This window comes from Pseudomonas chlororaphis, from assembly GCA_001023535.1.
Lineage (GTDB): Bacteria > Pseudomonadota > Gammaproteobacteria > Pseudomonadales > Pseudomonadaceae > Aquipseudomonas > Aquipseudomonas chlororaphis_E.
In genome coordinates, this window is sequence record CP011020.1 from 289,622 (window position 1) to 314,997 (window position 25,376).

Sequence of the window (25,376 nt, forward strand, 5' to 3'; positions counted from 1 at the left end):
GGCGATCAACGCATGTGTTTCGCTCCAGGTTTCGAGGGTGGCCTTGGCGCGTGGTTGAAAAATGAAGACGATCCTGATTATCGATGATGAGTACTTGATCGCCGACATCCTCAGCTTTGCCCTTGAGGACGAAGGGTTTGCTGCGATTACCGCGGGTAGCGCGGTCAAGGCACTGGAAATCCTGGAAAGGGAACGGCCGGACTTGATCATCACGGACTTCATGATGCCGGCCATGACCGGGATCGAGTTTGCCGAGTCCGTTAAAAACAGAGCGCACCTCACCGCCATACCGATCATATTGATGAGCGGTGCACAGGCTCACCTGGGGTTGGAGCGTGCCGATCTGTTTGCCCGTGTCGTCGCCAAGCCTTTTGAGATCGACGGCATCATCTCCATCGTAAAATCCCTGGTGACACTGGATTGAAGCCGCCATCGACTTCTGGTCAGGCAAGCGCCGAGCCCGACGTGTCCGAGCGTTTGGGTTTTGCCGCCTGGGCCCGTGTCTGGGCGCAGCTTGGAGTCGAATGCGCGTCGCGCCAGACGCACGAAGCGCTCATTCGCCACTACCGCGAACCGCACCGCGCGTACCACAGTTGCCAGCATCTGGAGGAATGCCTTCAAGTGCGCGATTGCGTGGACGCAGCCTGTCAGGCCCCTGCCGAGGTTGACCTCGCCTTGTGGTTCCACGACGCGATCTACGACCCTCTTCGCCACGACAACGAACTGCGCAGCGCGCAATGGCTGGACACGGTGGCACGCGATAGCGGTCTGGACGAAGCCACCCGACGCAGGCTTCAAGACCTGATCATGGTGACGCGACACGACGGCGCCCCCGCGACGGTCGACGAAGCGGTGCTGGTGGACACGGACCTGGCGATCCTTGGCGCCCCGTTCGAGCGCTTCGAGGAATACGACCAACAAGTGCGGCGCGAATACCGCCATGTGCCCTCGTTTTTATACCGCCGGAAGCGGCGCCAAGTCCTGGAGGGGTTTCTGGCGCGCGAGCGCATCTACACCAACGCGGCGTACTTCGATGCGTTCGAGCAGCAGGCACGGGCCAATCTGGCGCGCGCCATCGGCCGTCTCGCTTGAGGGTTGTCCCACGGACAGCAGCGCCGCGGCAAGACGAAGATGCCGGAACGACGCCAACACGCTTTGTCTTTGATCGCCAGCATACTCACGCTCCATGCATACGGGATTACTCACACAACAACCTGATAACTAGCACTTTAATGGCCATGCAACTTCAAGCGTGAAAGACGCCTGGCCAGGATATTGATGCCCCTCCCCCTGCCTCGTTCCATAGCACACTTGTACTATGGCGCCAGGCCTATCTCCCCCCCTAAGCTGTAAAGGCTCCGCAACGCGCTGCCAAACAGTCAACCGCGTATAAAAACCAATCAACGCACTGATGATCGTGGCGCGCGGTGCTGCGCGATTAAAACGTTAGGTCGGGCAAATTCGATTAATCACAATCGATGCCAGGTTCGCACGCCTGGCGTAACTTGAACGCCTACCCGGTTCAAATGGAAAGGCTGGCAATCACTAAGGTAAGTATTATGTCCCTCACGTATGGAAAAACATTAAAGAACGGAATAGCCCTGTGCGTGTTGGTCGGCGCCCTCCACGGTTGCGCCAACACCGGTGACTTGATGAGTTCGATGAACTCCTTGAACTCGGGCGCTAATAAATATGACATTGCTTACCTCAAGCAAAAGATCACGCCGGGCAAGACAACAAAAAATCAGATCAATCAAATGTTTGGCGCTCCGAGCAGTGAAGAGCTCAACTCGACCAGTACCAGCAACGAGTCGAACTGGACATACGAAAAGAGCGAAGAGGGTCTGGATAAGTACATGAAGCTGGCCCATAAATACGTTTCCACCGAAACCAGCTTGAAAATGTACGACACCTCGGCGCAGCTCTCGAAAGCCCAAGGCGTGGCCAATGATGTCACCAGCGTGACCGGCAACAAGAAGCCACAGAGCCAAAGCCAAGGTTCGACCTTGATCATCTACTTCATCGACGATGTCGTGAAGTACTACCGGGTCTATTAAGGAGTGATCTGTTCGGGCCCCGCCCCCGAACGACCGGTATCCGTCAGCACCCTCATCGAACGTTGGGGACGGCGAACCTGCCGTCTCCCACTGCACACCTGGCAGCCGAACCACTGGCCAGCCTCCCCCGACCAGTCCGGGTCATGACGCCGGCTGTCCATCCGCGGCCCCGTGCGCCTACCTGCATCGACCATGGCTAAACCATAATGCCGAGCATCGCCGAACGCACCTGTCGATGTTCATGAGGGGATCAAGGCCAATGGAAAAAAACAGCGAACTCGACCAAGCCACGCTCCGCCTGGTCGTCAGTGCCTGCGCCTGGTTGTACATCGTCGTCCTGGAGGGACTGGATGGCGGAGGGAATGCGCGCTACATCCCCATCATCATCTACATCTCGACGTTCTTCGTCGTCTCGATCTTCCTGCGCATGATCATCAAGCGCTGGCCGGGGCACTTCTTCTGGCGGCGCCTTTTCACGATGCTGCACGATTACGCCGGCATCGCCTTCGCCATGGTGCTGGGCGGCGAAGGCGCCTTGCCTATCTATGCGGCACTGCTCTGGGTGACCCTGGGCAACGGCATGCGCTTCGGCTCCCGCTACCTGGCGCTCGCCACGGCCATCGCGCTGTTGACCCTGGTGTTGATTTTCTGGCTCAACGCCTTCTGGCGCACCCAGCCATACATGTTCCTGATGTTGATCGTGACCACCATCGTGGTACCCGCCTATGCGCACATCCTGCTCAAGCGCACGCGCATCGCCTCGGAGGAAGCGATCACAGCCAACCAGGAAAAATCCCGATTCCTGGCCCAGGCCAGCCATGACCTGCGCCAGCCGATCCACTCGATCGGCCTGTTCACCGCCTGCCTGCGCGACGCCAAACTGGGGCTGGAAGAGCTGCGCCTGGTCGATAACATCGACCGCTCATTGCATACCGTGTCGCAGCTGTTTCGTTCGATCCTGGACATCTACACCCTGGATCACGGCAAGTTGGTGCCCCAGGCGGACACCGTCCACCTGGGGGCGTTGTTGCAGGATGTCGTCAAGCAGAACACCGAAGCCGCACGCTGGGCGGGCGTCGAGTTGCGGTTGCGCCCCTGCCCTTACTGGGTCGCGGTGAATCCCGGGCTGCTCACGACGATGGTCCAGAACGTCTTGTCCAACGCCCTCAAATATGCCCCCGGCCAGCCCGTATTGATCGGCGTGCGACGCCAGGCCAGCCGCCTGGCGGTGGTCATCTACGACAAGGGGCGCGGCATCGCCAGCGAGCACCTGGCCCACGTGTTCGACGAGTTCTATCGCGTGCGCCATGTCCGCGACAAGGACGTCGAAGGCCTCGGCCTGGGCCTGTCCATCGTCAAGCGAATCAGCCAATTGCTCGATGTCGACATCCACATCCGTTCCCGCGTGGGACAAGGCACCAGGGTGACCATCGGCGGCCTGGAGCCCGCCACGCCCAAGACCCCGAACACACCCAGGGCGGCCCCATTGCATGAGCGCCTGAATGGATTGCGGGTCTGCCTGGTGGAGGATGACGCCAACGTCCTGATGGCGACCTCGGCGCTGCTGGAGAAATGGGGCTGCCAGGTGGAAAGCCACAGCGATGGCGAGGGGCTGACCAGTGACTGCGACATCATCATTGCCGACTTTGACCTCGGGACGAAAATCTCCGGCTCAGAATGCATCGCCGCCATACGCGAGCAGCGCGGCTGGGAAGTCCCGGCGCTGGTCATCACCGGGCATGAGATCGAGCGGATACGCCAGTCGCTGCACAACCTGAACATCTCGGTGATGGCCAAGCCCGTGCGCCCGCCGGAGCTGCGCGGTGTCTTGCTCGAACTGGTCAAGCTCATGGATCGCCAGGACGGGAGTCCGATTCGCCCCTAGTCAGCTGGCCGGTGGCGGCCCCGGGCTTGTGGGCGCCAAAGACGACTCAAGGCCTACCCCTCGGCTAAGGCGAAGCGTCCTGCGTCTGGCGCCCGGCATAACGGGCGGCGGCCACCGCCCGGTTGGGAACGTTCAACGCACGGATAAGGGACGAAACGTGGATTCGCACCGTGAAAGGCGAGATTTCAAGCAGCGCGGCGATCTGCTTGTTGTCTTGCCTTGGGCGATCAGCCGCCAGACTTCCCTCTGCCGGGAGGTCAGTCGGCTCATATCATCGTTCACATCCAGGGGCAGCAGGCTGGAGGACTCGTACTTGACCAACACTTTGCCTTCCAGGATGTCGACAATGGCCTTGCCCACCTCTTCCGAAGAGAGGCTCTTGCCAACAAACCCATCTACGCCGGCATCCATGACTTGGCCAACGACATCACCGTCATCAATGGTCGACACCACTATTAATTTGACATGCCTCAACTCCTGACGCAGTTGAGCCAACTCACTAATGGCGTTTAATCCGGGAAGACGAATTTCAAGAATTAATGTATCGACGGGGCGCCCTTGCGCGATCAACGTTCGTACTTCTTCCAGATTACCTGCTTGCTCGATCATTGCAGCGGGTATCAAACGTTCAAGCAATACCATCAGGCCTTCGCGAAACAGCGGATGCTCATCTGCCACGATAATTCGGCAATTCATATCACACAACACACGACATCCATTCGAATAGAAAAACGATCCGATGATGTCCGAGTCTTGTGACTTAAGATATAGAACACCTGAACTAGCACACTTGTACTAGTCAGGCTTTCAATTAGTGAAACGACATGAACTTAAAGTGCCATCATGCCGTCCAGGCAATTGATTATCCGCTCGCATTATTGCCCTATCATTGCGCAGACCGGGGGCATTCCTTTTACCGGTTGTTGTTCAGTTCACAACACCCGGTCGAGGCGAATAGCGTTGTTAATCCAGTGAAGTGAGCGTTAGATAATTCAGCCTTGGGGCAAGCCAAAGTCATTGCGCTCGATACTGCATCTTTACAACTTCAGTGATCCGCTCCGGCACGCCATTGGCCGCGGGCGTGACAGCCCTGATCGATTGTCCTCGATAAGGCCCCTCGGCAGGAAACCAGTTATGGACGACGACCGGCGCGGGTTGTGCTCCCGCCGCCGAGCCCACCGAAATCCGATTGGTGAACTTGCAGGTGTTGAACGTGCCGAGTGCCGTGGTTAGGGTCTCACGGCCGCTGTAGGTCAGTTGCTCCGTGACGTCATACTCAACCGTCGCGCCGGCACTGACTGCCTGGCTCTTGTAGCGAACGTCGACCGTCTGCCCGGGTTGCAGATCAATCGGCACGGCGGCTGCGGGATGGTAGGTGGTGGTCACCAGCGAGGCGCCCGCGCCATGCCGATCGCCATAGCGAATCAGCTGGCCGTCCCTGACTTCGGCAAATGTCGTCGTCAAGAAGAACGGCGCGCCGTTCAGGTATGACGTGTGTGAGGAAGCCACCGGCGTGACCCCGGCAAACGCTTGCGGCCCCAGCGTCTCGGTCTTGCTGCGGCTGAGCGCGGGCGACAGGTTGTCACGGCTTTCAGACTCCACCACCGTACCGGCACGAAAGTCTGCTTCGTTCACACACGCGGCCGAAGATGAATCAGTCGACGTCGCTGTCGCGTCAGCCATGACGAGACCAGGGATTCCCGCGCCGCAAACGGCAAGGGCGAAGCAGACCAATGCCGTCGAGGTACGCTTGGAGTGAGCAGCATCCAGATCAGATTGTTTGGCGGGTGAGTTTTTCAAGAACGTTTCCTTGTTGGGTTCAGCGTGCAAGCAGCCAACTCCAGGTCCGAGAATGCCTTGTCTGGTGCGGTGCTGATATGCGCCGACCAGACCCGGCCTTCCACGGGTTCCAGGCGCTGGCCGCTCCAGAATGGCACCTGGTCGAAATCGGCGATGTCCGGCGTGCTGCCATATCCTTGTCCTGACCTCAGGTCGAGAGATGGGCGCTCCATCAGGCCAGACCACTCCCAGTCCGGCAATAGTCCAACTGTACTATTGCCCCTGGGCAGCGTTAGCCGCAAACCCACGCTATCAGGCAACACTGACAGCTTCATGGGGCGGCAAGCGGCCTCAAGGTGTCTCCAGGTTGCCCCGTCCCCAGACAGCCGTTACAAGGGCAACTCTCGCAGCGTTGCGCCCTCCTTCTCCAGGCGCTGCCGGTACGTCACGGCGTCCAGCAGTTGATAAGGGAAATAGAGGCCGGGCGCAGTGGGTGGTTGCCCATCGAGCCCCAACAGCCGTTCCAGGAGCAAGGCCACGCTGAGGCCGGTCAGCGGTGCAGTGCCCGCCGGGTGCACGAGCGCATGCCGGGTACGCAGCGCCTTTCCCTGCTGATCCTCGCCCGCCAGTTCGATGATGATTTCGGTCGACATCGGCCCGCCCTGGTGCCGGGTCGAACTCGTGCCGATGGCCATGTTGAATTGCACATCGGCTGCGCCCGTGGCAGCCGCCAGACCGACGACGTCGATGGATGAAAAACCGCTGCCGTCGATCGCCCTGCCGTCCACCGCTTGAAAACGCGCCTTGGCCTCCTCGCCTTCACGCCAGACGTACACCCCTTCGCGCCGTGTCAGCGCGGCTGGCAGCATCCTGTTCAAGTGTTCGAAGTCGGTTGCCACCGTCGGGCCGCCCGTGTCCTGCTCATCGATCAACGCGCTGATCCTGATGTCGCGTACGCGGCTGAACCCCTTGGCGACACTCAAGGTCGACACTGTCGTGGCGCCGGCCATCCACTCGTATCCGAGGACGATGGGCGCGGCATCAGGCCTGTGCATGTAGGTGGCTATTTCCGGGGCGATCTCGAAGATGCCGGACGATATGCTCAGGTGCGGCACACCCCGTTGCTGGGCGAAGCGCAACCCCGCAAGGGCATGATCCATGTAGAACACCACGACCGCGCTCACGGGACGATCGCCGAGTCCCAGGTCATCCGCAGCAGCGTCGATCAGCACGCCCTGGGCCCCGCCGATCTGCTCTGCGGCCCGCTGGGCCCTGCCCAGGTCGCGCCCTCCGATCAGCAGCGGTACGCCGGGATGGGCCGCGCGCAGTGCTTGGGCAGAATGATGGCCGATGGCGCCAGAGCCGCCCATAAACAGAATAGGATCAATAGACATGGTATGTTCTCCTAGCGTTGGGAACCAAACCTACCATTGGTAGGCGAACAACCATGACCTTACACCTCGCCACCTACCATTGGTAGGTTTTTTCACCTGGAGCGACGAAGTGCAAACAGACATCGAGCCCCCGGCCACGTCTTCCACCCGCCGGCTTTCGAAGGCCGAACGACGGCGACAGTTGCTGGACACCGCCTTACTGATCGTGCGCGAGGAAGGCGCCGACCGCCTGACCCTGGGGCATCTGGCGGTGCGTGCGGGGGTGTCGAAACCGGTGGTCTACGATCATTTCAGTACCCGTTCGCTCCTGCTGATCGAACTCTATAAATGGATCGATACCGAACGGGTCAATGCATTCCGTGACGCCATGGCCGGTTCCGCCCGGACGCTGGAAGACACTGCCCAACTGCTGGCCAGTGCCTACATCCAGTGCGCGGCTGACAACACTGACGAATTTTATGCCGTGGGCGCGGCGCTGGCAGGCAGCGACGAAAAGGCAGCGGTTTTCCAGGAGCTGCTGGATAACTGCGTGCAGATGTTCACGAGCGTGCTCAAGCCCCACGCCGCGCTGTCAGCCGTTGAGCTGGAGCGTCGCTGCACCGGGCTGGTCGGCGCGGGCGAAGCGCTGGCGGGGGCCCTGGTACGAGGACGGCATGACAAGGATGACGTGACGCAGGCATTCGCTTCGCTTATCCGAGGGGCGTTGCGGGAGGCCGAATGACAGCGTAATCACGGCCCGCCGGCGTCGCGGGCCGCAACGCATTCACCAGAGTGCAATGTCGTAGGTGAAGTAGATCCGGTTGCTGTCTCGTCCACGGGCGTAGTCGGCGTGGTAGACGTAATTGCGCAACCGCACGCCCAGGCCTTTGAACGTACCTTGCTGCACGACATAAGCCAGTTCGGCGTCTCGTTCCCACTCTTTGATCGCCGTGTCGGACTGGCCGTCGTTGCCACTCAGGTAGCGGGTCGAAAAGGTCAGGCCAGGGACGCCAAGGGCGGCGAAGTTGTAGCCGTAGTTGAGCATCCAGGTCTTTTCATCCTCTTCGATGAACTTCCCGATGCCTGCGTTGCTGAACGAATAGACCGTGGCACCGCTGATGTACGGCAGGCCGGCATCGCCATTGAGCACCTGGTAGCCGCCGCCCACGGTATGGCCTGCGATCGCATAGGACAATTGCCCGCTCAGCATCGTGTTGTCGATCTTGCCGCCGTAGGCAGAACCGCTGTCGACACTGTTGAAATAGCGCAGGTCGCTGGTCAGCACGCCGCGACCCAAGGGCAGGTCGTGCTGGATCCCGGCGAAGTGCTGTCGGTAGAAGTTCTCCAGCTCACCGTAGAAGTAACTCAGCCGAACGTTCTTCCCGAGCTTGTATTCGGCGCCGGCGTAGCTGAAGTCGCCCGATTTGTCGCCACTGTAGCCGTCGGGGACGATCGGCATGCTGTCACTGGAATCACGCAACTTGAATCGATCCAGGTAGCCGCCAGTGAGCGTCAGATCCTGGATGTCGATGCTGCTGACCTGGGTGCCTCGGTACGTCTGCGGTAACAGGCGCGCATCGTTGTAGATCAACACTGGCGTCTTCGGCAACAAAGTGCCGTACTTGACGGTGGTCTTGGCCAGGCGCGCTTTGGCTGTCAGGCCGAGGCTGGCGAATTCGTCAGCCGCGCGGCCATCGTCATGCACGGGCAACAAGCCGGTGCCGCTGCGGCCGCGACCGGAATCCAGCTTGACCCCGAGCAGCCCCAAAGCATCAACACCCACCCCGAGGGTGCCGGGGGTGAACCCTGACTGGTAGTCCAGCAAAAACCCCTGGGCCCATTCGGTTCGCTTGCTTTTCGCCGTCCTCGCCGCGCGCGCGCTCATGCCGTGTTCGTCGCGGAAATTTTCATTGAAATAGACGTTGCGCAGTTGCAGCTTGAGCTTGCTGTCATCGATCAATCCTTCGGCGCTGGCGCTCGCCAGCGGCAACAGGCCAAGAAGGGAAAACAGCGCCCGTTGGGTATGCAAAGTGCTCATGGCTCACTACTCATTGTTGTTATTTGGGGTGCAGGACAGCACGCGCCTGACCGGGCAGGCGCGCAGAAAAAACAGCAGGTTGGGTGAATCAGGTGAAGAGGCTGATCGCTCCGGTCAGCAGGGCCAGCGCGGTAATGACCAGCGAGGTCAGCACGGCCCACTTGACGGTGGCTTTCTGGAAGTCGCCGATGTCGCGGTCGACCATACCGACCAACAAAAGGGTCGACGCCACCAGCGGGCTCATCAGGTGCACCGGTTGACCGAGGATCGAGGCCCGGGCGATTTCCACCGGATCGATGCCATAGGCCGCCGCCGCATTCGCCAGGATCGGCACCACACCGAAGTAATAGGCGTCGTTGGACAGCACAAAGGTCAACGGCATGCTGGTAATCGCCACCACCAGCGGGAACAGGTGGCCCCAGGACGGTGGGATCCAGTCGACCAGGGTTTGTGCCAGGGAATCGACCATCTTGGTGCCGGAGAAGATGCCGGCGAAGATGCCTGCCGCAAACACCAGCAGCACCACGGTCATGGCATTGCCCGAATGGGCCAGGATGCGTTCTTTCTGAATATCCAGCTGCGGGTAGTTGATCATCAGCGTCAGCACGAAGCCGATCAGGAACAGGATCGCCGAATGCATGATCCCCATCACCAACGCCACCATCACCGCGATGACCAGCAGCAGGTTGACGTAGGCCAATTTCGGGCGCTTGTAAGGAGTGTCCTCGAGGATCGCCTTGATGTAGCAGTTACCGCCGCCGCTCTCCAACTGGATATTGCCGATGCGTTTGCGCTCGGCGCGCCCCAGCAGGAATGCGGTGAAGACCACCCACATCGCTCCGCCGATCATGGTGGGCAGCAAGGGCACGAAGTATTCGCCGGCATCCAGACCCAGCGCTGCAATCGCGCGGGTGGCAGGCCCACCCCAGGGCGTCATGCCGCTCATGATGCTCAGCGACAGCATGGCAATGGTCGCCAGGATCATCGGGTTCATCCCGATGCGCTTGTAGAGCGGCAGCATGGCCGCGCAGGTGATCATGTAGGTGGTGGTGCCATCGCCGTCCAGGGCCACCATCAACGACAGCAGCGCAGTGCCGACGGCAATTTTCATCGGGTCGCCGTTGACCCGCTTGAGGATCTTGCGGATCAGCGGATCGAACAGTCCGGCGTCGATCATCAGGCCGAAGAACAGAATCGCGAACAGCAGCAGCGCCGCCGACGGAGCGACCATTTTCAGGCCGTCGAGCATCATCTTGCCGGTGGTGCCGCCAAACCCACCCAGGACAGCGAAAACGATGGGCACCACGGTCAGGGCGACAATCGGTGACAGCCGTTTGGTCATGATCAAAACGGTGAAGACGACCACCATGGCCAAGCCAAGCAATGCGAGCATAGGTTTGATCTCTTGTTCTTATGAGTAGCGTGGCCGACGCCAAGGCGCACGGCCCCTAACCCGCCAGGCGGCACGATGAACGGCGCCTGGCGGAAGTTTTATGAGGCAGGGAAAAGGGCTGGCGGAAACGGCTAGACGGGTTTGCTGACCTTCGGCTGTTCCCAGGTGTGAGCCTGGACCTGGCCGACCGAGGCTCCCGGCTTACCGTCCAGCGTGCGAAGCAACCGGTCGCGATCGCAGGCGTTTTCGCTGATGGAGATGACCACCGTGGCGACCGCGTTGCTGGCCAGGCTGGTCAAGGCCCGGGCCTCCGACATGAAGCGGTCGATGCCGATCAGCAAGGCCAGGCCCGCCAAGGGAATGTCGTGGATCACCGTCAGGGTCGACGCCAGGGCGACGAAACCGGAACCGGTCACGCCTGCCGCGCCCTTGGAGGACAACAGCATGATCGCGAGCATCGTCACGGTCTGCCCGAGCGTGAGGTCGATGTTGCAGGCCTGGGCAATGAACACCGCCGCCAGGGACAGGTAAATCGCCGTGCCGTCGAGGTTGAACGAGTACCCGGTTGGCAGCACCAGGCCCACCACGCCTTTCTTGCACCCCAGCGCCTGCAGTTTTTCCAGCATCCGCGGCATGACCGGTTCGGTGGAAGATGTCCCGAGCACCACCAGGAATTCTTCGCGCAAGTAGCGCAGCAGTTTCCAGAGACTGAACCCGTGGGCGCGGCAGATGCCCCCCAGCACCACGATGACGAAGAACGCACAGGCGATGTACAGCGTCATGATCAGCTTGGCCAGGGAACCCAGCGAGGTGATGCCGTATTGGCCAACGGTGAACGCCAGCGCGCCGAAGGCACCTATCGGGGCGAAGCGCATCAGGTAGGAAAAAATCTTGAACACCATGTGCGAGGCGGATTCCAGCACGTCCAGTACCGGCTTGCCGCGCTCGCCGATGGCCGACAAGGCAAAACCCGAGAGCACCGCGATGAACAGCACCGGCAGCACTTCACCCTTGTTGAAGGCGCCGAGGAACGTGTCGGGAATGATGTGCATGAAAAACTCGACGACGCCCAGCTTCGCAGCGGAATCGGTGTACTGCGACAGACCCTTGGTGCTCAGTTGGGTCGGGTCGATGTTCATGCCCACGCCGGGCTTGAACAGGTACACCGCCACCAGGCCGATGATCAGGCTGATCACGGTCAGACCCAGGAACAGCAGCATGGTCTTGCTCAACAAGCGACCCAGGGAGCGTTTATCGCTCATGCCGGCGATGCCGGTGACGATCGTGCAGAACACCACGGGCGCGATCATCATCTTGATCAACTTGATGAAGGCATCCCCCAGCGGCTTCAGGGCGATCGCCTGCTGCGACCAGAAATGTCCGACCAGCACACCCAACAGCACGGCGAGCAGAATCTGGAAGTAGAGCGATTTTACAACTTTCATGGCATCACCCATTTTTAGAATTGTGCTGATGCAGGAAACGGCAACGATCGGGGAAGCTATCCGACGAGTCGTTGAGGCGCCGTGGCGTAGACATAACCGGAAAACAGCCTGCGTGACGTCCGCACCACCGAGGCACGAATCGTCTCACCCCGGGCGCCGGTGTAGGACAATACAACGTCGATACCGCCACTGGGGTGTTCAATGCGCACGTGCTTCAAGCGCGGCTCGCGGGCCTCGCCGAGCAACTGCGCAACCACGCTGCCCTCGGTGACGCAAGCGGTGGCCAGGCCAATGGAGCCCGTGATCGCCAGCGCCCGATGGCAGTTGTGTGGCATGAAGTAGCGCACCTGGACGGTGCCGCCCGCCTTGGCCGGCGAGACCAGCACCGGCTTGGGGATGACCTTGTCACTGACATCACCCAGGCCCATCGCCAGACCCGCTTGCAGGCGCAGGGACTCCAGGCGGCGCAGGAACTCCTTGTCGGCATCCAGCTCAGCCGGGCTTTCGTCGCCGCGCTTACCCAATTGGCCCGCTTCGACAATCATCATCGGCATGGCCATGTCGATGCAGGTCACGGGGATACCGTCGATCACGTCCTGTCTGTTCCCGGTCGGGAACAACTTACCGGTCTTGCTGCCCGCCGCATCGAGAAACGTCAGCTGCACCGGCGCAGCCGTGCCAGGGACGCCGTCGATGGCGGTGTCGCCTTCGTAGCTGACTTTCCCGCCGGGGGTCAGCACTTCGGCGTTCACGAACGTGCCGGTGTTGAGGTTGCGAATGCGCACCTGGGTACGCTCCTGAGACGCCTTCACCAACCCCTGCTCCACAGCAAAAGGGCCGACGGCGCACAGCATGTTGCCGCAGTTGGGCGCCGTGTCGACCCGCCGCTGGGAGACCATTACCTGGACGAACAGGTAATCGACATCGGCGTCAGGGTGAAGCGAGGGGCTGACGATGGCGACCTTGCTGGTTTGCGGGCTGCCACCGCCGATACCGTCGATCTCCAGCTCGTGGCCGGAGCCCATCAGATTGAGCAGCAGCTCGTCACGCTCTTCGATTGCCACGGGCAGATCCCAGGCAAGGAACACCGGGCCCTTGGAGGTACCACCGCGCATCAGCACACAGGGAATTCGTTGCATAACACAGACTCTTGTTGATCAATCGGAGCAATTGATGTCTTGATTGCAAGAGTCGCAGCCTTTAAAAATTGTTTCCAATGCAAATATCAGCGCCATTATTTCATTTCATGCATGACTACTGGCGATTCTCCCACGCGCGAACAAGTCTTTTCAGCGGGACAAAACGATGCAATATGAACTCAACGACATTCGTTCTTTCGTAAAAATCGCCGAACTGGGAAGCTTTCATGAAGCCGCCGATGCGTTGCACCTGTCCCAGCCGGCGTTAAGCCGCCGGATGAAAAAACTCGAGGAAGGATTGGGCACCGCCCTGCTCGACCGCACCACAAGACGGGTCAGCCTCACCAGCGTGGGCCGGGACTTTTTGCCCAAGGCCCGGCGCCTGCTGGATGATTTCGACGACTCGATCCTCAACATCCGCGAACTCGCCGAGCGGCAGAGTGGCCGGGTTACCCTCGCCTGCATCCCGACCGCGGCCTTCTACTTCCTGCCCTCGGTCATCCGTCTCTACAACGAACGCTATCCGCAGATCCGCATCCGCCTGCTGGATCTCAGCGCCAACGAAGGGCTGGAGGCGGTCCTGCGGGGCGAAGCCGATTTCGGCATCAACATGATGAGCGGCCAGCACCCCGACATAGAGTTCGTGCCATTGGTCAACGAGCCCTTTGTCCTGGCGTGCCGCCGCGATCATGAATTGGCCAAGCGCAGCGCGGTGACCTGGTCGGAACTGAGTCATTACCGCCTTATCGGCGTCGGTCGCCTCAGCGGCAACCGGATGCTGCTGGACCACGCGCTATCGGGCTTGAGCTGGCGCCCGCAGTGGTTCTATGAGGTCCAGCACCTGTCGACATCGCTGGGCCTGGTGGAGGCCGGGCTCGGCGTCTCGGCCATGCCGAGCCTGGCGATGCCGGCCGAGGATCACCCCACGCTGGTCAGTGTCCCGCTGATCGAACCGGTGGTGAACCGGTCGCTGGGGCTGGTGTATCGACGGGGAGCATCGCTGTCACCGGCGGCGGAAAAATTCGTCTCGATCCTGCTCGAACAATGGGAACGATGATCCTGCCTCTGTGGGTTATGGGGTGGTGCTCAGGCGCATCGATCCGTTGTCCTCCAGGCGAACGCCCAGCCCGCGATAGTCGCGGATCTGCCCGTGGACAGTGTCCATCGGGTGCGTATGGGTCGCCGTCACCACCATCACGTCCGCTCCCGCCGCCTCGCCCGCGCGAATGCCGGCCTCGGCGTCCTCGAACACCAGGCACTCCCCTGGATTCACCTGGAGCCGTTCTGCGGCCAGTCGGTAGCAGGTGGGGTCGGGCTTGCCATCGCTTACGTCTTCGGCGGTGACCATCACTGCCGGGCGCGGTATCCCAGCCGCTTCCATGCGACGCAAGGCCAAGGCCATGGGCGCCGAAGTGACGATTGCCCATTGCGCCGGCGGCAGGCTTTGCAGGAACGCCAGCGCACCGGGCACGGGCACCACGCCCTCGACGTCCTCGATTTCCTCCCGGGTGATCTGCTCGGCCTCGGCCGCCGCGTCCACACCCGGCAGGTGCTGGCGGGCGATGGTGTCGATGGCGCGCACCCCATGGATCGTCGGCAGGAACGTGACCACGTCCACACCGTGACGTTGGGCCCAGCGGGTCCAGATCCGCTCGGCGGCGGCAATAGAATTGAGCAGCGTGCCATCCATGTCGAAAAGGAATGCGCGGTAGGCCGTGGATGAGTGCTGTACAGACATGGGAATCCTTGGGTTATCAAACTGCAAAAAAAAGCGCCGCCCTTGTGGGGGCCTTGGGTTGCCTGGGCTATACCAGCCGCTCGATCCGCTGATGCTGCCAGACCCGCTTGTAGTACACCGTTTGCAGCAACAGCATGCTCAGGTAAGCCACCGGAAATGCCATCCATACGCCTTGCAGGCCGAAGTGTGCGTCCAGCAGGTAGGCCACCGGCACCTCCACCCCGACGATGCAGAAGATCGAGATCGCCACCGGCACCAGCACCGTGCCGCTGGCGCGCATGATGCCGCCGACCACCGCCTGGAAGCCGAACACCAGCAAACTCCAGAGCATGATGTGCAACAGGTGTTCGGCCTGGACCCGCGCCGCCGGATCGGTGATGAACAACCCCAGCAGCCAATGGGACAACAGATACCCCAGCACCACCAGCCCGCCGGTGAGCCAGACGTTGACCAGCAGCCCCGTGCGCAGGATCGGCCCAAGCCGCTCCAGCCGACCGGCGCCGATGGCCTGGGCGCCCAGGATCGTCGCGGTGATGGCGATCGACAGCGCCGGGAACTGCACGTAATTGACGATCTGCGTCACCGCGCCATACGCCGCCGTGGCCTGGGAACCGTGGCGATTGACCAGCGCCAGGATCACCAGCTCCGACACCGAGATCACCACCATCTGCAACCCGGTGGGCAAACCGATGCCCAACACTTTGCCGAGGATCTCGCGGTCCAGGCGCATTGCCGCGAACAACGCGCGATCCGGCGCCAAAGGGTGCTCACGGCGGTTCAGGCGCCAGGCCAGCATGACCATGGCCGAGGCCGTGCCCACCAGGCCCGCCATGGCCGCACTCTGGATGCCCATCTGCGGCAACCCCAGCCAGCCCCGGATCAATGCCGGGGTCAGCAGCAGCCCGACGCCGGTGGACACCAGCAACGCCAACAGCGGCGACAGCGTATCGCTCACGCCACGCAGCAATTGGGTGAACAGCACGAACACCAGCAGCATCGGCAACAGCCACATCATCACTCGGGCATACGAAACGGCCTCGTCCAGCACATCCGCCGGGGTCCCCAACCCCTGCAACGCCTGACGCGCGAAAACACTGCCGAGCACTGCCGCCACCAAGCCGATGATCGCCCCCAGCAGCAACGTCGAACCGGCCACCGCCTTGACCGTTCCGGTTTCGCCGGCGCCATAGGCCTGCCCGATCAGCACCCCTGCCCCCGCACCCAGGCCAATCACCAGCGCAATGAAGAAAAACACGATGGGGAACATCCCCGACACCGCCGCCAGGGACTGGGTGCCCAGCATCTGGCCGATGTAGATGCTGTTGAACGTGCCGGACATCGATTGCAGGAAGTTGGATAGGACCATGGGGGCCAGGAACAGCAGGTAGGTTTTCCAGAGGGGCGGGGTTGGCAGCATGGGAACTCATGAGGGCAGGTTCAAAATCCAATGCCAGGTAATTTAGCGCAATCGGCACTTGTGGCGAGGGGATTTATCCCCGTTGGGTTGCGAAGCGACCCTGACAAGCTGAAATCAATACATCTCTCGTACCGAGTCGTCAGGTGTGGGGCCGCTTCGCAGCCCATCGGGGATAAATCCCCTCGCCACAGGGGATCGCGTGCACAAATGGCTTCGTCGGTCCGGCTCGACAATTGAGAGACAGCGTCTAGTCTGAGATAGCACAGTGCCACGCGCTGCGTAGGTCATTGCCTACAGCGGTCGGAATCGGACGACTGGTCTTCAAGTCTGACCAGGGGTCGCAGATAACCAGTTATTCGCCAATAACCTGTAGCAACACTGTTCAAGGACCGAACCATGACGTCGTATTCACACGGTCATTCCTTTACCTCTATCCAACCACGCCTGCTCTGGAACCCCGTGCTCGTGGCCGCCGTCGCAAGCATCGGCGTGCTGCTGCTCAACGGCCTGAGCGGGCAGAACATTGCGTTGAGCGCGGTGATCCTGGCCTTGGGTATTGCCGCGGGCGTGTGGGGCGCGCGGACGCAGCGCCGGCAGTTCGACCGTGCATTCGCCGCGGCCACTGCCCAGCATGAACGGCACGCCAGCGAGCAGCGCTCCCACCACTCCAACACGCAACTCAACGAAGTGGTCCTGGGCGCCATGCCGATCTGGGCCAAGCAAGTGGAGAGCTCCCGGCAGCAGACCGAAACCGCGATCGTCTCGCTGACCAGCCGCTTCACCGGTATCTCCTCCCGCCTGGAAGACACCGTGCAAGCCTCGCAGCAAGCCGCCGGCGAACTGGCCGGCAGTGGCAGCGGCGGTGCCGTGCAGGTGCTCGCCCAAAGTGAAAGCGAGCTGGTCCAGCTCATCGACATCTTGAGAACAGCCCAGACCAGCCGCGATGAAACCCTGGCCCAGGTGCGCAACCTGACCGCCTACACTGGCGAGCTGCGGACCATGGCCGCCGACGTCGCGGCGATTGCCGCCCAGACCAACCTGCTGGCCCTCAACGCCGCCATCGAAGCCGCCCGTGCCGGTGAAGCCGGGCGTGGTTTTGCGGTGGTGGCCGACGCCGTGCGCAGCCTGTCGAGCAAGTCCAGCGAGACCGGCCAGCAGATGTCGGCCAAGGTCGACATCATCAACACCGCCATTACCCAACTGGTCCAGGCCGCCTCCAGCGGCGCAGACCAGGACAGTCATTCGGTCAGCGCCTCCGAGCAAAGCATCCAGCGCGTGCTGGAGCGCTTCAAGAGCGTGACCGGGCGCCTGGCCGATTCGGCCGAGCTGCTGCAACAGGAAAGCTTCGGGATCCGCGACGAACTCACCGAAGTGCTGGTCAGCCTGCAATTCCAGGATCGGGTCAGCCAGATCCTCAGCCACGTGCGCGACAACATCGAAGACCTGCATGTGCACTTGCAGCAGGCCAGCCAGTCGCCCGACCAAGCCGTCGCCATCGATGCCCCCCAATGGCTGGCGCGCATGGAAACCACTTATGCCACCGACGAGCAACGCCGCAACCACCACGGCGACTCGAGCGTGCAGCAAGCTTCACAGGAAATAACCTTCTTCTAGGAGAGCCGTTCATGGCTAAAAGTGTATTGGTTGTCGACGACTCGGCGAGCGTTCGGCAGGTTGTCGGCATCGCGTTGAAAAGTGCCGGCTACGACGTGATCGAGGCCAGCGATGGCAAGGACGCGCTGGGCAAGCTGACCGGTCAGAAAGTCCACCTGATCATCAGCGACGTGAACATGCCGAACATGGACGGCATCACCTTCGTCAAGGAGGTCAAGAAGCTGGCCAGCTACAAGTTCACGCCGATCATCATGCTGACCACCGAGTCCCAGGAATCGAAGAAGCAGGAAGGCCAGGCGGCCGGGGCCAAGGCCTGGGTGGTCAAGCCGTTCCAACCGGCGCAGATGCTGGCGGCGGTGTCCAAACTGATTCTGCCCTGAAGGCCGGAGGCTGCAATGCCGTTGTTGTACGAAACCGTCGATGACACCGCGCAGGTGCAGATTGACGGTGAGCTGACGATCTACACCGCCGCCGACCTGTCCGCACAGTGGCTGCCCCACCTGGGGGCCACGCCGCGCATGGAGGTGGATCTGTCACAGGTCACTGAAATGGACGGCGCCGGTCTGCAACTGCTGCTGATGGTGCTGCGCGAGGCGCCGAAGGCCGGCACCCACCTGACCGTTACCGGTCGCAGCAAAGCCGTCACCGAAACACTCGAGCTGTGCAACCTGCCGGCCTAGGCCCCTGCATTGCGGCCCGACACGACAAAGGATATGAGCGTGAGCATCAATCTCGATCAGGCACAACAGACCTTCATCGTCGAGGCACGGGAACAGTTGCAGGCGATGGAAGAGTCGTTGCTGCAACTGGAAACCAACCCGGGCGACGATGACGCCATCGGCGCGATCTTTCGCGCAGCCCACACCATCAAGGGCTCGGCCGGGCTGTTTGGCCTGGAACCGATCGTCAGCTTCACCCACATCGTCGAAGACGTGCTCGATCGCCTGCGCAATGGCAGCGTCGAGGTGGACACCGGCCTGATCGCCGTGTTGCTCAAGTCCAGCGATCACATGCTGGAGCTGATCAACGTGGTGGCCAACCAGGGCGGGACACTGACGCCCCCAGCGTTGAAACGCGAGATGGAGCTGTGCCAGGTGCTGCAGGAATACCAGGCGCCTCCCTCCACCGACACACCCACGGCAGCCAGCAGCAGCGCCGCGCACGCCCCCGGCGAACTGCGCCTCTGGCACATTTCCCTGCGCTTCGGCCAGGAGGTATTTCGCAATGGCATGGACCCGCTGTCGTTCCTGCGTTATCTGCAAACCCTCGGTGAAGTCGTCGACCTCAGCACCCTGACGGACGCCCTGCCCGCCATCGAAGCCTGGGACGCCGAATCCTGCTACCTGGGCTTCGACATCGAGTTCAGCTCGGCGGCCAGCCATCAGGCGATCAACGAAGTCTTCGATTTTGTCCGCGAAGATTGCGTCATCGAAATCATCGCCCTTGAGGATGCCGCGCCTGCGGCGAATACCGGCCTGGTCACCACCCAGCCGGAACAGCCCGAGGAAAACACCGCGCTGGTCACCACCGGCGAGCTGTTGCCGGACCAGCGCAAAACCCCGCGGACGGCCTCCCGGGTCGCCCTCGACAAACAACCGACGACAACCGACAACAAGGCCAAGGACGGCGCCTATGTGCGGGTCAACGCCGACAAGCTGGACGAGTTGATCAACCTGGTGGGCGAACTGGTCATCGCCAGCGCCGGCGCAAGCCTGCTGGCGCGCACCTGCCATAACGCGCCGTTGCAGGAGTCCACCTCCAGCGTGTCCGCCCTGGTGGAGGAGATCCTCGACGGTGCCCTGCGCCTGCGCATGATCCCCATTGGCGAGACCTTCAACCGCTTCCGCCGGGTGGTGCGCGACGTCAGCCAGGAACTGGGCAAGGACATCGACCTGATCATCAACGGCGCCGAAACCGAGCTGGACAAGACCGTGGTGGAAAAGATCGGCGACCCGCTCATGCACCTGTTGCGCAACGCCATGGACCACGGCATCGAAACCGCCGAGGCGCGGCTGGCGGCCGGCAAGCCGGCCAAGGGGCACTTGCACCTCAACGCCTACCACGACTCGGGCAACATCGTGCTGGAAATCGCCGACGACGGTGCAGGCCTGAACCGCGACCGAATCCTGGAAAAAGCCCAGGAACGCGGGCTGGTGTCCCCCGGCGCCAACCCCACCGACCAGGAGATCTACAACCTGATCTTCGAACCGGGCTTCTCCACCGCCCAGGCCGTTACCAGCCTGTCGGGACGGGGCGTGGGCATGGACGTGGTCAAGCGCAACATCACCCTGCTGCGCGGCACCGTCGACCTGGACAGCCAGCCAGGCCAAGGCACCGTGGTGCGCATCCGCCTGCCGCTGACCCTGGCAATCATCAACGGCTTTCTGGTGGGCATCGACCAGTCCACCTACGTCATCCCGCTGGACATGGTCCAGGAGTGCGTCGAACTGAGCGAGGACGACGGGATCGCCAGCCGCGAGCAGGGTTACCTGGACCTGCGCGGTGAAGTCCTGCCGCTGGTCTACCTGCGCGACCACTTCAACCACGAAGGCCCGGCTTCGCGCCGGCAGAACGTGGTGGTGGTGCGCTACGCCGAACTCAAGGCCGGGCTGGTGGTGGATGACCTGCTGGGTGAATTCCAGACCGTCATCAAGCCCTTGGGCAAGCTGTTCGGCGCCCTGCGCGGCATCAGCGGCTCGACCATCCTGGGCAGCGGTGCCGTGGCGTTGATTCTCGACATCCCCGCGCTGCTGACCCAGATCGCCCAGATAGAAAACCGCTACACCACTCAATTTCAACAAGCCACTGCTCGCTGACGCTTTAGCAATTCCATGGAGAGGTACTTCCCGATGAAATGGTTCTACGATCTTAGAATCGCCACCAAACTGATCACGTCATTTCTGATGGTGCTGGCCCTGACCGCTGCCATGGGTGTGTTCTCGATCATCCAGTTGGGCGAGGTGAACGGCACCACCCAGGAGATCCGCGACAACTGGATGCCGTCCATGCGCGCCGCCTCGGGCATGCGGTTCTATGCGGCGAACTATCGCCTCAAGGAAAACCGCCACATCACCGCCGATTCCGAGCAGGAACGCAACACCGTCGAACAGGAAGCCGAAGAATCCAAAAAGGCCTTCGAGAGCCGCCTGGCCACGTACGAAAAACTGCTCTCCAATGCCGAAGACCGCCAGCTGTTCGAGACCACCCGCTCTGACTGGGTCGCTTACCTGGCGGTCAGCAAGGACCTGATGGCACTGTCCCGGCAGAACCTGTCGGACCAGGCCCATGCACTGCTGCGGGGCGAGTCCAAGCGTCGCTTCGATTTGGTGACCGCCGACCTGCAGAAACTGGTGGACCTCAATGACGTCGGTGCCGGCGCGGCCAGCGAACGCGGCACCGCGCTGTTCGAGAAATCGCGCCTGTCGATCATTGTCGTGCTGGCGGCTGCCCTGCTGACCGGCCTGGGCCTGGCGCTGTTCATCTCGCGGATCATTTCCCGCCCCCTGAAGCAAGCCGCATCGGTGGCCGAACAACTGGCCGAAGGCAACCTGAACGCGAAAATCGAAGCCGGCTCCAAGGACGAAACCGGCATGGTGCTCAACGCCATGCAGAACATGGTGGGCAAGCTCTCCCATATCATCGGTGAAGTGCGCAACGCGGCGGACAACCTGGCCAGCGCCTCCGAAGAGGTCAGTGCCACGGCCCAATCCATGAGCCAGGCCACCAGCGAACAAGCGGCCAGCGTCGAGGAAACCAGCGCGTCCATCGAACAGATGAGCGCCAGCATCAACCAGAACACCGAGAACGCCAAGGTCACCGATGGCATGGCCAGCAAGGCCGCCAAGGAAGCCACCGAAGGCGGCGACTCGGTGCAGCAGACCGTGGTGGCGATGAAGAAAATCGCCCAGCGCATCAGCATCATCGACGACATTGCCTACCAGACCAACCTGCTGGCCCTCAACGCCGCCATCGAAGCCGCTCGCGCCGGCGAACACGGCAAGGGCTTTGCCGTCGTCGCCGCCGAGGTGCGCAAACTGGCCGAACGCAGCCAGGTGGCGGCCCAGGAAATCGGCGAGCTGTCCTCCAGCAGCGTCGACATGGCCGAGACTGCCGGGCACTTGCTCAACGAGATGGTCCCGTCCATCAACAAGACCTCGGACCTGGTGCAGGAAATCAGCGCGGCCTCCGAGGAGCAAGCCGCTGGCGTGGCGCAGATCAACACCGCCATGACCCAACTCAACCAGGTGACCCAACAGAACGCGTCCAGCAGCGAAGAGCTGGCCGCCACCGCCGAGGAGATGAGCAGCCAGGCCGAACAACTGCAGCAGGCCATGAGCTTCTTCACCCTGGACACGCCGCCCAAGTCGGCCAGCCAGCCGCTGAAAGTCGACAACACCCCGGGCCCGTCCAGTCGCAAACCGGCGCGCGCCGCCGTGCCCGCCCTGCCCAAGGCCTTTGCCTACAGCATGGCGAGCGCTCCGGACGAATCCGAATTCACCCGGTTCTGACGGTCGGTTTTCACAAGCTCGCTTAAAGGAGATACAGGCATGGGCGCCATCGCTACGACACGTCAAACCGCCACCGCGGTCGAGGAAGAAGCGCAGTACCTGACATTCATGCTCGGCACGGAGATGTTCGCCATCGGCATCCTGTGCATCAAGGAAATCATCGAGTACGGCAACCTCACGGTCGTGCCGATGATGCCGGCTTTCGTGCGCGGGGTGATCAACCTGCGCGGCGCGGTCGTGCCGGTGGTGGACCTGTCGGCGCGGTTCAGCCGGCAGAACTCGACGATCACCCGACGCTCGTGCGTGGTGATCATCGAGGCCAACACCGAGGACGGCCACGCCCAGGACATCGGCCTGCTGGTGGACACGGTGTCGGCCGTCCTGGAAATCCCGTCGTCGCAGATCGAACCGCCGCCCAGCTTCGGGGCGAAGATCCGCGCCGACTTCATCAGCGGCATGGCCAAGGTCGATGGCAAGTTCGTCATCGTGCTGGAGGTAGGGCGCGTGCTGTCCATCGACGAAATGTCGCAACTCGCCGAAGCCAGCCCGAGCGCGCTGGAAGTCGAGGCCCCGTGAACGTCGACAGTTGCAAGGAACGCACCGTGAATTCAGTGGCCCTCAGCGATCGGGAGTTCAGCCAGTTCCAGTCCTGGTTGTACCAGGCCGCTGGCATCAACCTGTCCGAGGCCAAGAAAGCCCTGGTCGCCGGGCGCCTGTTCAAGCGCCTCAAGCATTATGAGCTGGACAGCTACGGCGACTATTTCAAGCTGATCATGAACGGCCAGCGCACCGATGAATTGCAGGTGGCGCTGGACCTGCTCACCACCAACGAAACCTACTTCTTCCGCGAGCCCAAGCATTTCGACTTCCTGCGCCAACAGGTGCTGCCCAACGCCACGCCGGGCAAGACGTTCCGCCTGTGGAGCGCCGCCAGTTCGTCGGGAGAAGAACCCTACAGCCTGGCGATGACCCTGGCCGAAGGGCTGGGGACCACGCCTTGGGAAGTCATCGGTTCGGACATCAGCAGCCAAGTACTGGCCAAGGCCCGTTCCGGGCATTACCCGATGGAACGGGCACGCACCCTGCCCCATCCACTGCTGGTGAAATATTGCCTCAAGGGCACCGGCAGCCAGCAAGGCACGTTCCTCATCGACAGGACGTTGCGCAGCCGGGTCCACTTCATCCAGGTCAACCTCAACGACACGTTGCCCGACCTGGGAGAGTTCGACGTGATCTTCCTGCGCAACGTCATGATCTATTTCGATCAAGCCACCAAGAGCAAGGTCGTCGCCCGCCTGATTCCCCGACTCAAGCCCGGCGGCTACTTCATCATCAGCCATTCGGAAAGCCTCAACGGCGTGTCCGATGCGTTGAAACTGGTGGCCCCCTCGATCTATCGCAAGCCATGAGCGCCTTGATGAGGGAAGTGCAGGAGGTGTACCTGGCGCCCGGGGAGTTCCGCTTCGCCACCTGCCCGACCCGGCTGCGCACGATCCTCGGTTCCTGCGTGGCAATCACCCTGTGGCACCCCGTACGCAAAATCGGCGCCATGTGCCATTTCATGTTGCCCAGCCGCTCACGCTGCTCCACGGCCCTCAACGGCCTGTACGCCGACGAGGCCATCGAGCTGTTCATTCGCCAGGCGCGGGCCTACCGGACCGCCCCCGAAGACTACCAACTGAAGCTGTTCGGCGGCGGCGAGATGTTCCCCGAACTGCAACGCCACATTCCCTACGGTGATGTGGCACGGCTGAACATCAACGCCGCCCTGGAAATGACCGCCCTCTACCGCCTCGACCTGATTGCCCAGGACATGGGCAGCACCGGCTACCGAAGCATCATCTTCGACCTGTGCAATGGCGACGTGTGGGTCAGGCACCAACCGATAAGGACTCGGCATTAACCATGTCAAAAAAGATCAATGTACTGCTGGTGGATGACTCGGCCGTGGTCCGCCAGGTGTTGCTGGCGATCCTCAGCGACACCCCGGATATCCACGTCATGGGCGCCGCGTCCGACCCGATTTTTGCCATGGACAAACTGGCCCGTGAGTGGCCCGATGTGATCGTGCTGGACGTGGAAATGCCACGCATGGACGGCATCACCTTCCTCAAGAAAATCATGAGCGAACGCCCCACGCCCGTGGTGATCTGCTCGTCCCTGACCCCCAGGGGCGCGGAAACCACCTTGCAGGCGATGGCCGCCGGGGCAGTGGAAATCATCACCAAGCCCACCACCGGCCTGAAGAATTTCCTGCTGGAATCGGCACCGGAACTGGTGGCGGCGATCCGCGCCGCCGCCCAGGTCAATGTACGCAACCTGGGCAAGCGCGCCGCCCCGGTCGCACTGACGCCCGCCACCAAACTCACGGCCGACGCCATGCTGCCCGCCGCCAATGGCCACGCCATGGCGCAGACCACCGAGCGCATCGTCGCCCTCGGCACCTCCACCGGCGGCACCCAGGCCCTGGAAGCGGTGCTCACCGCCCTGCCTCGTGTGTGCCCGGGCATCGTGATCGTCCAGCACATGCCGGAAAAGTTCACCGCTTCGTTCGCCGCCCGGCTCAACAGCCTGTGCCAGATCGAAGTGCGCGAGGCGCGCAACAACGACCGCATCCACCCGGGCCTGGCGTTGATCGCTCCGGGCGGCAAACACATGATGGTGACCCGCAGCGGCGCGTTCTATCACGTGCAGGTGGTGGACGGCCCGCTGGTCAACCGTCACCGGCCGTCGGTGGACGTGTTGTTTCGCTCAGTGGCCAAGTTCGCCGGACGCAATGCCACCGGCGTGATCATGACCGGCATGGGCGACGACGGCGCCCGCGGCCTGAAGGAAATGCTCGACGCCGGCAGCAGCACCGTGGCCCAGGACGAAGCCAGTTGCGTGGTCTTCGGCATGCCCAAGGAAGCCATCAAGCTCAACGCCGCCCAGCGCATCATCGGCTTGCAGGATATCGCCCAGGTGATCCTGCACCGCTAGCCACGGCAGCC

The 25,376-nt window shown here is 62.0% G+C and carries 24 protein-coding genes and 1 pseudogene; 15 read left to right on the top strand and 10 right to left on the bottom strand.

Annotated elements, in window-relative coordinates:
• The first annotated feature begins 61 nt into the window (after window positions 1-61).
• The 4 genes from VM99_01085 to VM99_01100 all read left to right on the top strand — a co-directional run bounded on the left by VM99_01085 (window position 62) and on the right by VM99_01100 (window position 3,942).
• Complete coding sequence (locus tag VM99_01085; GenBank protein AKJ96713.1) at window positions 62-424, top strand: histidine kinase; 363 nt, start codon at window positions 62-64, stop codon at window positions 422-424.
• 41 nt (window positions 425-465) lie between these two features.
• Window positions 466-1,092 (top strand): hypothetical protein, encoded by a 627-nt coding sequence (locus VM99_01090; protein ID AKJ96714.1) that lies wholly within the window; start codon window positions 466-468, stop codon window positions 1,090-1,092.
• Window positions 1,093-1,661: 569 nt separating this feature from the next.
• The gene (locus VM99_01095; protein AKK01659.1) at window positions 1,662-2,057 is read left to right on the top strand and encodes a hypothetical protein; all 396 of its coding nucleotides are present in this window, start codon (window positions 1,662-1,664) and stop codon (window positions 2,055-2,057) included.
• Between the two features lie 259 nt (window positions 2,058-2,316).
• Entirely contained in the window at window positions 2,317-3,942 is a 1,626-nt protein-coding gene (locus VM99_01100; GenBank protein ID AKJ96715.1) for a histidine kinase, read from the top strand.
• A 64-nt stretch (window positions 3,943-4,006) separates the two neighbouring features.
• Here the strand turns inward: VM99_01100 and VM99_01105 are convergent.
• The 4 genes and pseudogenes from VM99_01105 to VM99_01120 form a co-directional block, all read right to left on the bottom strand.
• Window positions 4,007-4,638 (bottom strand): annotated as a pseudogene (locus VM99_01105) (LuxR family transcriptional regulator).
• Window positions 4,639-4,956: 318 nt separating this feature from the next.
• Window positions 4,957-5,742: a hypothetical protein gene (locus tag VM99_01110; GenBank protein ID AKJ96716.1), complete on the bottom strand. Its 786-nt coding sequence runs from the start codon at window positions 5,740-5,742 to the stop codon at window positions 4,957-4,959.
• Entirely contained in the window at window positions 5,739-6,056 is a 318-nt protein-coding gene (locus VM99_01115; protein AKJ96717.1) for a hypothetical protein, read from the bottom strand. Before VM99_01115 ends, VM99_01110 begins: the two co-directional genes overlap by 4 nt.
• A gap of 54 nt (window positions 6,057-6,110) precedes the next feature.
• On the bottom strand, window positions 6,111-7,115 hold the full coding sequence (locus VM99_01120; protein ID AKJ96718.1) for a saccharopine dehydrogenase: 1,005 nt from the start codon (window positions 7,113-7,115) through the stop codon (window positions 6,111-6,113).
• 181 nt (window positions 7,116-7,296) lie between these two features.
• On the opposite strand from VM99_01120, the gene VM99_01125 reads away from it, so the two are divergent.
• The gene (locus tag VM99_01125) at window positions 7,297-7,836 is read left to right on the top strand and encodes a TetR family transcriptional regulator (protein AKK01660.1); all 540 of its coding nucleotides are present in this window, start codon (window positions 7,297-7,299) and stop codon (window positions 7,834-7,836) included.
• Between the two features lie 42 nt (window positions 7,837-7,878).
• Here the strand turns inward: VM99_01125 and VM99_01130 are convergent, their stop codons facing one another.
• The 4 genes from VM99_01130 to VM99_01145 all read right to left on the bottom strand — a co-directional run bounded on the left by VM99_01130 (window position 7,879) and on the right by VM99_01145 (window position 13,109).
• Complete coding sequence (locus tag VM99_01130; protein AKJ96719.1) at window positions 7,879-9,132, bottom strand: porin; 1,254 nt, start codon at window positions 9,130-9,132, stop codon at window positions 7,879-7,881.
• Window positions 9,133-9,220: 88 nt separating this feature from the next.
• A complete protein-coding gene (locus VM99_01135) occupies window positions 9,221-10,525 on the bottom strand; it encodes a damage-inducible protein CinA (GenBank protein AKJ96720.1) in 1,305 nt (434 codons plus the stop codon).
• Window positions 10,526-10,656: 131 nt separating this feature from the next.
• A complete protein-coding gene (locus tag VM99_01140; GenBank protein AKJ96721.1) occupies window positions 10,657-11,982 on the bottom strand; it encodes a sodium:dicarboxylate symporter in 1,326 nt (441 codons plus the stop codon).
• Between the two features lie 44 nt (window positions 11,983-12,026).
• Window positions 12,027-13,109, bottom strand: coding sequence for an isomerase YbhH (locus tag VM99_01145; protein AKJ96722.1), 1,083 nt, complete (start codon window positions 13,107-13,109; stop codon window positions 12,027-12,029).
• A 166-nt stretch (window positions 13,110-13,275) separates the two neighbouring features.
• Between VM99_01145 and VM99_01150 the strand changes: the two genes are divergently transcribed.
• Window positions 13,276-14,166, top strand: a complete 891-nt coding sequence (locus tag VM99_01150; protein AKJ96723.1) for a LysR family transcriptional regulator — start codon at window positions 13,276-13,278, stop codon at window positions 14,164-14,166.
• Window positions 14,167-14,181: 15 nt separating this feature from the next.
• On the opposite strand, the gene VM99_01155 is transcribed toward VM99_01150, so the two are convergent.
• The gene (locus VM99_01155; GenBank protein AKJ96724.1) at window positions 14,182-14,847 is read right to left on the bottom strand and encodes a glycerol-3-phosphatase; all 666 of its coding nucleotides are present in this window, start codon (window positions 14,845-14,847) and stop codon (window positions 14,182-14,184) included.
• A 67-nt stretch (window positions 14,848-14,914) separates the two neighbouring features.
• A complete protein-coding gene (locus tag VM99_01160; GenBank protein AKJ96725.1) occupies window positions 14,915-16,264 on the bottom strand; it encodes a multidrug transporter MATE in 1,350 nt (449 codons plus the stop codon).
• Between the two features lie 396 nt (window positions 16,265-16,660).
• On the opposite strand from VM99_01160, the gene VM99_01165 reads away from it, so the two are divergent.
• From VM99_01165 to VM99_01205, 9 genes are read left to right on the top strand one after another with little or no spacing between them, the layout of a single operon-like run.
• Window positions 16,661-17,878 carry a chemotaxis protein gene (locus VM99_01165; GenBank protein ID AKJ96726.1) on the top strand — a complete coding sequence of 406 codons (1,218 nt, stop codon included), beginning with the start codon at window positions 16,661-16,663 and terminating at the stop codon, window positions 17,876-17,878.
• 11 nt (window positions 17,879-17,889) lie between these two features.
• Window positions 17,890-18,258: a chemotaxis protein CheY gene (locus VM99_01170; GenBank protein ID AKJ96727.1), complete on the top strand. Its 369-nt coding sequence runs from the start codon at window positions 17,890-17,892 to the stop codon at window positions 18,256-18,258.
• A gap of 15 nt (window positions 18,259-18,273) precedes the next feature.
• The gene (locus tag VM99_01175; protein AKJ96728.1) at window positions 18,274-18,558 is read left to right on the top strand and encodes a sulfate transporter; all 285 of its coding nucleotides are present in this window, start codon (window positions 18,274-18,276) and stop codon (window positions 18,556-18,558) included.
• Window positions 18,559-18,597: 39 nt separating this feature from the next.
• Window positions 18,598-20,694 (top strand): chemotaxis protein CheA, encoded by a 2,097-nt coding sequence (locus VM99_01180; protein ID AKK01661.1) that lies wholly within the window; start codon window positions 18,598-18,600, stop codon window positions 20,692-20,694.
• A gap of 33 nt (window positions 20,695-20,727) precedes the next feature.
• Window positions 20,728-22,386, top strand: coding sequence for a chemotaxis protein (locus tag VM99_01185; protein ID AKJ96729.1), 1,659 nt, complete (start codon window positions 20,728-20,730; stop codon window positions 22,384-22,386).
• A 39-nt stretch (window positions 22,387-22,425) separates the two neighbouring features.
• Window positions 22,426-22,962, top strand: a complete 537-nt coding sequence (locus tag VM99_01190) for a chemotaxis protein CheW (GenBank protein AKJ96730.1) — start codon at window positions 22,426-22,428, stop codon at window positions 22,960-22,962.
• Window positions 22,959-23,795 carry an SAM-dependent methyltransferase gene (locus tag VM99_01195; protein AKJ96731.1) on the top strand — a complete coding sequence of 279 codons (837 nt, stop codon included), beginning with the start codon at window positions 22,959-22,961 and terminating at the stop codon, window positions 23,793-23,795. Before VM99_01190 ends, VM99_01195 begins: the two co-directional genes overlap by 4 nt.
• A gap of 8 nt (window positions 23,796-23,803) precedes the next feature.
• On the top strand, window positions 23,804-24,289 hold the full coding sequence (locus VM99_01200) for a chemotaxis protein CheD (GenBank protein AKJ96732.1): 486 nt from the start codon (window positions 23,804-23,806) through the stop codon (window positions 24,287-24,289).
• Window positions 24,290-24,291: 2 nt separating this feature from the next.
• Window positions 24,292-25,365, top strand: coding sequence for a chemotaxis protein CheY (locus VM99_01205; GenBank protein AKJ96733.1), 1,074 nt, complete (start codon window positions 24,292-24,294; stop codon window positions 25,363-25,365).
• Window positions 25,366-25,376 lie beyond the last annotated feature (11 nt).

Excerpts from the sequence above, each read along its gene's own strand:
- VM99_01120 (AKJ96718.1), bottom strand. The coding sequence starts at position 7,115 with ATGTCTATTGATCCTATTCTGTTTATGGGCGGCTCTGGCGCCATCGGC.
- VM99_01200 (AKJ96732.1), top strand. The coding sequence starts at position 23,804 with ATGAGGGAAGTGCAGGAGGTGTACCTGGCGCCCGGGGAGTTCCGCTTC.
- VM99_01135 (AKJ96720.1), bottom strand. The coding sequence starts at position 10,525 with ATGCTCGCATTGCTTGGCTTGGCCATGGTGGTCGTCTTCACCGTTTTG.
- VM99_01170 (AKJ96727.1), top strand. The coding sequence starts at position 17,890 with ATGGCTAAAAGTGTATTGGTTGTCGACGACTCGGCGAGCGTTCGGCAG.
- VM99_01145 (AKJ96722.1), bottom strand. The coding sequence starts at position 13,109 with ATGCAACGAATTCCCTGTGTGCTGATGCGCGGTGGTACCTCCAAGGGC.
- VM99_01175 (AKJ96728.1), top strand. The coding sequence starts at position 18,274 with ATGCCGTTGTTGTACGAAACCGTCGATGACACCGCGCAGGTGCAGATT.
- VM99_01160 (AKJ96725.1), bottom strand. The coding sequence starts at position 16,264 with ATGCTGCCAACCCCGCCCCTCTGGAAAACCTACCTGCTGTTCCTGGCC.
- VM99_01190 (AKJ96730.1), top strand. The coding sequence starts at position 22,426 with ATGGGCGCCATCGCTACGACACGTCAAACCGCCACCGCGGTCGAGGAA.
- VM99_01140 (AKJ96721.1), bottom strand. The coding sequence starts at position 11,982 with ATGGGTGATGCCATGAAAGTTGTAAAATCGCTCTACTTCCAGATTCTG.
- VM99_01115 (AKJ96717.1), bottom strand. The coding sequence starts at position 6,056 with ATGAAGCTGTCAGTGTTGCCTGATAGCGTGGGTTTGCGGCTAACGCTG.
- VM99_01165 (AKJ96726.1), top strand. The coding sequence starts at position 16,661 with ATGACGTCGTATTCACACGGTCATTCCTTTACCTCTATCCAACCACGC.
- VM99_01130 (AKJ96719.1), bottom strand. The coding sequence starts at position 9,132 with ATGAGCACTTTGCATACCCAACGGGCGCTGTTTTCCCTTCTTGGCCTG.
- VM99_01095 (AKK01659.1), top strand. The coding sequence starts at position 1,662 with ATGAACTCCTTGAACTCGGGCGCTAATAAATATGACATTGCTTACCTC.
- VM99_01185 (AKJ96729.1), top strand. The coding sequence starts at position 20,728 with ATGAAATGGTTCTACGATCTTAGAATCGCCACCAAACTGATCACGTCA.
- VM99_01155 (AKJ96724.1), bottom strand. The coding sequence starts at position 14,847 with ATGTCTGTACAGCACTCATCCACGGCCTACCGCGCATTCCTTTTCGAC.
- VM99_01150 (AKJ96723.1), top strand. The coding sequence starts at position 13,276 with ATGCAATATGAACTCAACGACATTCGTTCTTTCGTAAAAATCGCCGAA.
- VM99_01100 (AKJ96715.1), top strand. The coding sequence starts at position 2,317 with ATGGAAAAAAACAGCGAACTCGACCAAGCCACGCTCCGCCTGGTCGTC.
- VM99_01085 (AKJ96713.1), top strand. The coding sequence starts at position 62 with ATGAAGACGATCCTGATTATCGATGATGAGTACTTGATCGCCGACATC.
- VM99_01205 (AKJ96733.1), top strand. The coding sequence starts at position 24,292 with ATGTCAAAAAAGATCAATGTACTGCTGGTGGATGACTCGGCCGTGGTC.